Origin of the sequence: Roseofilum capinflatum BLCC-M114, assembly GCF_030068505.1 — a bacterium.
Taxonomy (GTDB): domain Bacteria; phylum Cyanobacteriota; class Cyanobacteriia; order Cyanobacteriales; family Desertifilaceae; genus Roseofilum; species Roseofilum capinflatum.
This window is the reverse complement of record NZ_JAQOSO010000009.1, coordinates 68,535-76,463: the sequence shown is the minus strand read 5'-3', so window position 1 is coordinate 76,463 and position 7,929 is coordinate 68,535. Positions and strand designations below refer to the sequence as shown.

10 protein-coding genes are annotated in these 7,929 nt (G+C 48.0%); 7 read left to right on the top strand and 3 right to left on the bottom strand.

Features of this window, described 5'->3' with window-relative positions; all coding sequences use genetic code 11:
- Window positions 1-143: 143 nt before the first annotated feature.
- Window positions 144-785, bottom strand: coding sequence for a DUF2301 domain-containing membrane protein (locus PMG25_RS02430; protein WP_283765320.1), 642 nt, complete (start codon window positions 783-785; stop codon window positions 144-146).
- 712 nt (window positions 786-1,497) lie between these two features.
- Here PMG25_RS02430 and ndhL point away from each other — a divergent pair.
- Genes ndhL through PMG25_RS02410 form a run of 4 tightly spaced genes read left to right on the top strand, consistent with a single transcriptional unit; the run spans window position 1,498 to window position 3,434 of the window.
- Window positions 1,498-1,713, top strand: coding sequence for an NAD(P)H-quinone oxidoreductase subunit L (gene ndhL, locus PMG25_RS02425; protein WP_283760930.1), 216 nt, complete (start codon window positions 1,498-1,500; stop codon window positions 1,711-1,713).
- A 27-nt stretch (window positions 1,714-1,740) separates the two neighbouring features.
- Window positions 1,741-2,061 (top strand): DUF3007 family protein, encoded by a 321-nt coding sequence (locus PMG25_RS02420; protein ID WP_283765319.1) that lies wholly within the window; start codon window positions 1,741-1,743, stop codon window positions 2,059-2,061.
- Between the two features lie 15 nt (window positions 2,062-2,076).
- Window positions 2,077-2,865 (top strand): tryptophan synthase subunit alpha, encoded by a 789-nt coding sequence (gene trpA / locus PMG25_RS02415; RefSeq protein ID WP_283765318.1) that lies wholly within the window; start codon window positions 2,077-2,079, stop codon window positions 2,863-2,865.
- A gap of 53 nt (window positions 2,866-2,918) precedes the next feature.
- On the top strand, window positions 2,919-3,434 hold the full coding sequence (locus tag PMG25_RS02410; protein ID WP_283765317.1) for a 6-pyruvoyl trahydropterin synthase family protein: 516 nt from the start codon (window positions 2,919-2,921) through the stop codon (window positions 3,432-3,434).
- An 8-nt stretch (window positions 3,435-3,442) separates the two neighbouring features.
- Here PMG25_RS02410 and PMG25_RS02405 read toward each other — a convergent pair whose 3' ends face one another.
- The gene (locus tag PMG25_RS02405) at window positions 3,443-4,555 is read right to left on the bottom strand and encodes a DUF1517 domain-containing protein (protein WP_283765316.1); all 1,113 of its coding nucleotides are present in this window, start codon (window positions 4,553-4,555) and stop codon (window positions 3,443-3,445) included.
- A 156-nt stretch (window positions 4,556-4,711) separates the two neighbouring features.
- Here PMG25_RS02405 and PMG25_RS02400 point away from each other — a divergent pair, with 156 nt between their 5' ends.
- Window positions 4,712-5,269: a Uma2 family endonuclease gene (locus tag PMG25_RS02400; protein ID WP_283765315.1), complete on the top strand. Its 558-nt coding sequence runs from the start codon at window positions 4,712-4,714 to the stop codon at window positions 5,267-5,269.
- A gap of 128 nt (window positions 5,270-5,397) precedes the next feature.
- The gene (locus PMG25_RS02395) at window positions 5,398-5,922 is read left to right on the top strand and encodes a Uma2 family endonuclease (protein ID WP_347178725.1); all 525 of its coding nucleotides are present in this window, start codon (window positions 5,398-5,400) and stop codon (window positions 5,920-5,922) included.
- A gap of 157 nt (window positions 5,923-6,079) precedes the next feature.
- Here the strand turns inward: PMG25_RS02395 and trmD are convergent, their stop codons facing one another.
- A complete protein-coding gene (trmD, locus tag PMG25_RS02390) occupies window positions 6,080-6,781 on the bottom strand; it encodes a tRNA (guanosine(37)-N1)-methyltransferase TrmD (RefSeq protein WP_283765313.1) in 702 nt (233 codons plus the stop codon).
- A 219-nt stretch (window positions 6,782-7,000) separates the two neighbouring features.
- On the opposite strand from trmD, the gene PMG25_RS02385 reads away from it, so the two are divergent.
- Window positions 7,001-7,897 (top strand): cyanophycinase, encoded by an 897-nt coding sequence (locus PMG25_RS02385; protein ID WP_347178724.1) that lies wholly within the window; start codon window positions 7,001-7,003, stop codon window positions 7,895-7,897.
- Window positions 7,898-7,929 lie beyond the last annotated feature (32 nt).

Here is a 7,929-nt window from a genome sequence, read left to right as displayed (position 1 = left end):
TCCCTATTCCCTAGCGCGTTCATGTCCGCGAAGCGGAAAGCGCTATATCAAGTCCAATCCAACAGCTATAATTACCAATCCTTGTAGGGTGGGCAGGAGCCTAGGCAAAATGATTCAAATTCTAATAGCAGAGCCAAGGATAGTTAGGACTTAGCCTTTTTCAAGTATTCAAAAACCGATTTATCGCCAATGTCTGGGGGAATGGGTTGAATCAGTTTTCGTCCAGCAAAAATCAGAAATAGGATGCTCCACGCGGCTAACATGATTTCTTGAGCTTGGATCGGTAGCGTGCCAAAGAGAACACCGAGCAGTAGAATCGGTACTAGGGGGGTAAGAAGTTTGGTTTCTAGACGATGGAAACAGAAGCCTTCTTTGAAGTAAATGCCGGTGAGGGCAGCAAAGGTACATCCAATACCGAATAAGGTAAGGGGCTGAGTATATACGGTCAGGGCAAGAGGTTGGGAACTGTTGAAGGTGAGGACGAGACCGGAAATTGTGCCCACCATCAGAAATAATTGCAACAGGCGATGGAGGATGGCCATATAAATATGGATGGTGAGCAGGCTAACCCCTAATGCAAGACAGAAGAGGAAATAGAGGGGGGTGAGCCAGGATAGGGTTTCTGGGTTATGATGGGGCCAGAGGGTCAGGGTCGTGGCGATCGCCATACAGACAGCCGCAACCGTTAACCCACCGCGATAAATCATCACCTCTTGGCGATCTTCTGGGGTAATCGTAAAGTTACCAAATTGACCTTGATAAACCGGGGATTCTGCGTTAGTCATGATCGCAAAAAAACTCAACTACAATAGGCTGAACATTCATACAAAATTCAGGTGTCAATGTAAAGCCGTCCTAAAAGGACGGGGTTTCCACCCACATTTTCCGATGAAAATTATTCCGCCCGTTGACCTTAATCAGGTATTAAACAGTCAATCTTCTGACAACTCTAGGTTAGTTTCTTATGGGGGCAGAGGGACTTGAACCCTCACGACTTTTAAGGTCAACGGATTTTCATTCTCCCACAGCTTTCACTGTTGCCTGGGAACTTCGTCCACAGGTTTTGAGAATTGGACCCTCCCTTTACCCTCGGCTGAATACGTTAGGGTAGCTCCCGTCGGGCCTCTGCACCTTCCGTCGAGACTCGATTCAGGTGTAAGTTCCCCAATCGTTCTCTTCGGCTTGGCTCAGGATTGCCATGTCTGTTGCCAGATTTAGGTTTCCCTGAGTTTGAGAGCTTCCACTTAGCAAATTTCTCTGCTAAGGCTCAGTTTTCTAAGTCCGTAGCGTCTACCATTCCGCCATGCCCCCGCACTTAAGTTAAGTGTGGGATGGTGAATTTGATATTTCACACAATATACGATTAAATCACAAATCCCCAGGTTTGGCAAGTCTCTAACTGAAATCAGCAGGAAAGGCCAGGGATAGAGATGGCCAGCGTAACCGGTCTAAAAGTGGTATGATCTCTCTGGATCATTCGCTTTTAAGTATAGCTAGATGGACATTATCACTTTACTGGTCTACGGAATTTTAGGGGGAACCTATCTCCTAGTCTTACCGGCTCTGATCTACTTCTATCTCGATCGCCGTTGGTATAGTGCTAGTTCCATCGAACGGTTATTGATGTACTTCATGGTCTTTTGGTGTTTCCCAGGCATTCTCCTGTTGGCTCCTCTCATTAATCTCAGACCCAAACCCCGACAAATCACATAAACATCCTGGATTAAAGGTAAACAGAACGTGCGACGAATAGATGTCATTGTCATGAGTGTGGCCCTTTTCGCCACTGGTGGTTTAGTGTACGGGTTGTTTCAACTGTTGGGGTTAGATAGCCTGGATGCTGGCCGTTGGAGCCAAGTGATTCTTATCGGTGGGGTGCTAGTGTGGGTCTCTACCTACTTATTCCGGGTGGGAACCCAAAACATGACCTACAATCAGCAACGGCGCGACTATGAAGAGGCGATGCTGCAAAAACGGTGGGAATCTCTAACACCGGAGGAGAGAGCCAAGCTAGAAGCCGAGGTAGCCTCAGAATCCGATCCTTCTATCTCCCCTGATTAAATTGATATGACTGTTATGACCCATGCGATTAGTGAGTGTTTTGGGCGGTTGCGATCGCAAAACACTCCAGCCTTAATTCCATTTATTACTGCTGGCGATCCAGATTTAGAAACCACAGCTCAGGCTCTGCAAGTTCTCGATCGCCAAGGGGCGGATATCATTGAACTGGGAGTCCCCTATTCCGATCCCTTGGCTGATGGGCCCGTGATTCAGGCCGCAGCAACCCGCGCCCTACAACGGGGAACCCGTTTAGAGGCGGTACTAGAATTGGTTGGCCAGGTTAGCCCGAAGTTGCAAGCGCCCGTAATTCTGTTTACCTATTACAATCCCATTCTCTATCGGGGAATTGACCGCTTTTTAGATGAAATTAGTCAAGCGGGAGCTGCTGGCTTAGTGGTTCCCGATCTGCCCCTAGAAGAGGCTGAGTGTATCTTAGAACCGGCGGCTGAACGGGGGATTGAGGTGGTGTTGTTGGTTGCGCCTACCAGTTCATCTGAGCGCATTCAGGCGATCGCCCAAAAGTCCCAAGGCTTTATCTATTTGGTCAGCGTCACCGGAGTCACCGGAGTCCGGAGCCAAGTCGCTACCAGAGTCCCCAATTTGATCCAACAGATTCGCCAAGTCACCGATAAACCCATTGGCGTGGGCTTTGGTATTTCTCAACCGGAACATGCCCGGCAAGTGGTAGACTGGGGAGCCGATGCAGTGATTGTCGGTAGTGCGATCGTGCGGCGATTAGCGGATGAAGGGATCGACTCTGTAGGCCAGTTTTGCCAGAGCTTGAAACAAGCAATGGCTAAATAATCCCACTCCCTTAAACTGAGCGTTAATGTTCCTATTTTCGCTTCGATCTATCCATGGATATCATTTCTGCTTCTGAACCCATCGATCAAACGGGCAACTTTAAGTACCAATCGACAAAAGTTTTTGATGGCTTTTCCACCTGCTTCCGACAGTGGCGATCGCAAGGTTCCCATTGTCAATTTTTGCATGGCTATAGCGTCTCCTTTAAGGTTTGGTTTGAAGGAGACTTAGATCGCCATCATTGGGTATGGGATTTTGGAGGAATGAAAACAGCTAAGACTCAAATTGAGGGTATGAGTCCTAAAGACTGGATGCATTATATGTTTGACCATACGGTAATTGTGGCAGAAGATGATCCCCATTTACCCAGTTTTTATGAACTGCAAGAAAAGGGAGTCATTCAGCTTCGAGTGCTTCCCGCAGTCAGTGCGGAAAAATTTGCCCAATTGGTGTTAACAAAGCTGAATCAATTTGTGCAAGCGGAAACTCAAGGGCGAGTCTGGGTTAAGCGAGTTGAATTTAGGGAACATGAGCGCAATTCTGCCGTAGTTGAGGCCAATCAGCGCTAATTAACCCCCTATAAAGGGATCATATTACTGTAAGAAGTCAGAAGTTCATCACTGGATAAACTAGCTTGTTCTTCTTGAGGACTCCAAAGCAATTCAAACACAAGAAGATACTCCGGAGAAATAGAACCCAACCGTCCTAATGTTTCTCTTAAGGCTTCCGAGGTTTGGATTTCTTTGAATAGGGGTTGATCGTCGGCAGTTCCCACTAACAGGGTGACCACCACATAAGAACCGGGATCGGATAATTCCTGACTCAAGGCAGCAATTCTTTCCTTGACTGCACCATTGACATTCACCAGGGTTTCGGAGGTTAATTTACTCCTTTCTTCTATGGAAAGTTGTTCAAAGACTTGCTGGGCTTCTTCACGAGACTTAACAGTTTGAGAACTTGAAGAAACATAACACCAGCGATCGCTCCTTCGCATTACCGCCAAGGCTGCCTCTTGCAGCATACTGAACAACCCTTCTGGTGTTTCCGTATCCCCATTCAAGGTTAACTCGGTTAACTGCTGCTGAAGATCCCCCTCTGGACTCAGCAGAGCTACTTGTAACTTACTGACGGTCACAATATCATTGTCGATCTCATTCTGTACTGGAGAACCCTGAGACCCCTGATAACCCTGAGAAGCTCGATGGAAAATTAAGTAAGCAATCAACAACGGCCCCCCAAGAATGAGCAACCCTAGGCTCAACCCGATCCAGGAGAACGCAGAACCCCCACGAGTCCCATACCCATACACTGGCCCAGAGGGTCTATAATTCGGTGAAGTGCGATAGGACGGATTCGATCGCCCTGAACTGCCAGAACTGCCAGAACTGCCAGAACTCCTAGACCCTGAAGAGCTGCCCCCAGAACTTCCCGAACTCCTAGACCCTGAAGAGCTGCCCCCAGAACTCGACCCACTCGAACGGGAGCGACTCCCTCGCGATCGCCCCCCGGAACCGCTAGAGCCAAACGATCCGCCCCGCGATCGCCCCCCACTCCTCCTTGCTAGAGCCTCCGTACCGATCTGAAATTCCGTATTCAGAAACGACTCGGATACCGCAATCGGAACCCCTTGAATCATCAACCATAAGGCGATCGTACTTACCAAAAACCTTAACTTAGCATTCAAGCGCATCTTTACCCTACCCTCTCAAGTACATTATCTCCAGTGTGCCTTTTTCATCCCTCAACTGTCGAATCAGGGCATTGGGGACGGGGACAGGTTCCCTAAATTGTTCCTTGCTCTCAAGCTACAGTAGAAGAATCGAATCAGACTGACGATAACCAGAAGATGCGATCGCCCCTACCCCTACTCACCATCGAAGACTATCTACACCACGAAGACCACAGCCCCATTCGCCATGAATACCTGGGTGGCCATATCTTTGCCATGGCAGGTTCAAGTGAAGAACACAATCTCATTGCTGGGAATCTTCTGGCCTGGCTGCGTCCCCATCTACGAGGCAGTGACTGTCGGGTATTTATGTCCGACATGAAAGTTAAAATTCAAGACCATATTTTTTATTATCCCGACTTGCTCGTAACCTGCAACCGGACAGACAATCAGCGATACTTCAAAACTCAGCCCAACCTGATCATTGAAATCCTTTCCCAAAGTACAGAAAGCCTCGACCGACGAGAAAAACTCACCAACTATCAAAAACTAGAAAGCCTAAAAGAATACGTTCTCGTCTCCCAAGATAAAATTCAAATTGAAATCTATCGCCAAGATACTCCTGGCAATTGGACAGTACAAATCTTAGACGCAGACACTGAATTAACCTTAGAATCAGTGGGACTAACCCTCACCATGGCCCAAATCTACGAAGATGTCTTCAATCTGGCATAATTGAGGGTAGTCATTATTTTTGCTGAGTTTGAACGTCGTCGCGATCGACAGTAATTGTAAGGAGTTCACTTGTGCTTACTGCAACTGAAGTAATAACCGACAAAAAAGTTTGGACAGATGAGGAATTCATGGCACTGCCCAAGGACGGACACCGCTATGAAATCGTAAATGGAGAGTTGATCGACATGGGAAATTCAGGCGCATTACATGGCAATATTCCTATTATTCTAAGCTCCGCTCTTTTTGCAGTAGTGAATGCCCAGAAACTAGGAGCTTTGTTTGACTCCAGCACTGCCTTCAAAATGAAAAATGGGAATAGACGCTCTCCTGATATTTCCTTCTTTGCTAAAGAGCGTTTGCAAGGAATGAGTGAACTCCCCTCCGGATTTTTGGAGGGTGCGCCCGATCTTGTCGTTGAAGTCCTATCTCCTGGCAACACCGTTGAAGAAATGCACGACAAACTGGTGGAGTATTTTGAGAATGGTACTCGTCTAGCCTGGATTATTCACCCTAGCGAACATTATGTCTTGGTTTATCGCTCTGCCCAAGAACCCGATCGCCTGCTAAAATCTATTGACGCTTTAGACGGTGAAGAAGTAATTCCTGGCTTTACCTTACCCGTGGCCGATCTATTCCAAAAGCTTTCATTCTAACCCTCTTCTGTCAAACTGGGAAAACCATTAGGCGGAGGATAATCCAACAAACCCTCCTCAAAACTCTCTGCCTTCAACGACTCCTCCTTACCCACCGTGTTCAAGTTTCAATCCCATTCATCGCTATCAATTTCCACTGGACATCAAACCCATCACATCACTTTTCAATTTTTCCTTGCTCCAACCACGCCTCATATAAATCCGGTCGTCGCTGCTTCGTCCGCTCCACCTGCTGCTCATAACGCCACTGAGCAATTTTGCCATGATCCCCAGAGAGCAACACATCCGGAACCCTCTGCCCGCGAAACTCAGCCGGGCGCGTATAGTGAGGATAATCCAACAAACCCTCCTCAAAACTCTCCGCCTTCAAAGACTCCTCCTTTCCTACTGTCCCCGGTAACAGGCGAATGACCCCATTCAGCAGCGTCAGAGCCGGAATTTCCCCCCCCGTCAGCACAAAATCCCCCAAAGACACCTCACGAGTCACCAGACTCACCACCCGCTCATCCACCCCCTCATAATGGCCGCAAATCATCACCAACTGGTCATACTCCCTCGCCCAAGTTTTGAATAATCCCTGTTCTAGAGGCTCTCCCTGGGGAGTCATCAACAGCACCTCCCGGTGAGGAAGCACTGGTAACGATTCCACTGCGGAAAAAATCGGTTCCGGCTTAATCACCATCCCCACCCCACCCCCATAAGGCTCATCATCTACCTTATGGTGCTTATCAGTGGTAAAATCGCGAGGATTGGTCAAATAAACCTGAGCAATGTTTTTGGCAAGGGCCTTGCCCAACAATCCTGAACTCAGGGGGGACGTGAAAAAATCAGGAAACAGTGTAATGAGATCGAATCGCAAAAGTGACTCCTATACAACCGAACTAGCATCACAGAGAGCAGATTTCCCTGTGATTAGATTATCTCTTGGCCATTAAGCTATAGCATAGAAGATACCCGAAATCCCAGAGGTTGAAGGTCTAAAGGGTTGAATTCCTCAACCCATTGCTAGTCCCTTGTTGACCGTTTCAGAAGAGAATTGTTTTTTCAAGCCTCTCTTCTAAGCCCATAAGTCACCATGATGTGTAAAGTCAGTTCCATGTTAAAGTTTCAATCCCAACCCCAATCGCCACAGGCTCCTCGATCGACCAAAACCTCGATTATGATCATTGGCGGAGCAGAAGACAAAATTCATGGTCGAGAAATCCTGCAAACTTTTTTCAACCGCTCTGGAGCGAAAGAGGCCAAACTAGGGATTATTCCCTCAGCCTCTCGTGAACCCTTGCTAGTGGGCGATCGCTACCGCAGCATTTTTGGCGACATGGGCGCTAAAGATATCATGGTCTTTGACATTCGAGACCGCGAAAGTGCTAGCGCTTCCCAATGGCAAACCTTCCTTGATGAGTGTACAGGAGTGTTCATGACCGGAGGAGATCAACTGCGTTTATGTGGACTACTGGCCGATACCCCAGTGATGGAAACCGTGCGCCAAAAAGCCCAAGCCGGTGAAATCACCCTGGCCGGAACCAGCGCCGGGGCCGCTGTTATGGGAGAATATATGATCGCTGGTGGCGGTAGTGGGGAATCTCCGAATCGTTCCCTTGTGGATGTAACGACAGGATTGGCGATCGTGCCCCAACTGCTCGTCGATCAACACTTCCATAATCGGAATCGTATGGCCCGCCTAATCAGCGCCATATCTGCCTACTCAGACCGCATCGGCATCGGTATAGACGAAGATACCTGCGTCATTGTCGAAGGCGATGGCCTCTTATCCATCATTGGCAAAGGAACTGTCACCATTGTCGATCCCGGCGATCTCCTCTTCAACAACGAACACACCGTTGGCGCAACCGATCCCCTAAGTGTCTGTAACCTCAAAGTTCATATTCTTTGTCATGGAGGACGCTACAATATGCACTCAAGAGAAATTATTATCGATCCAGGTCAAACCGGAAACTTACAAATATCGAGTTAAATCCCAGGAACTGTCCAATGTGAACAGTTTCC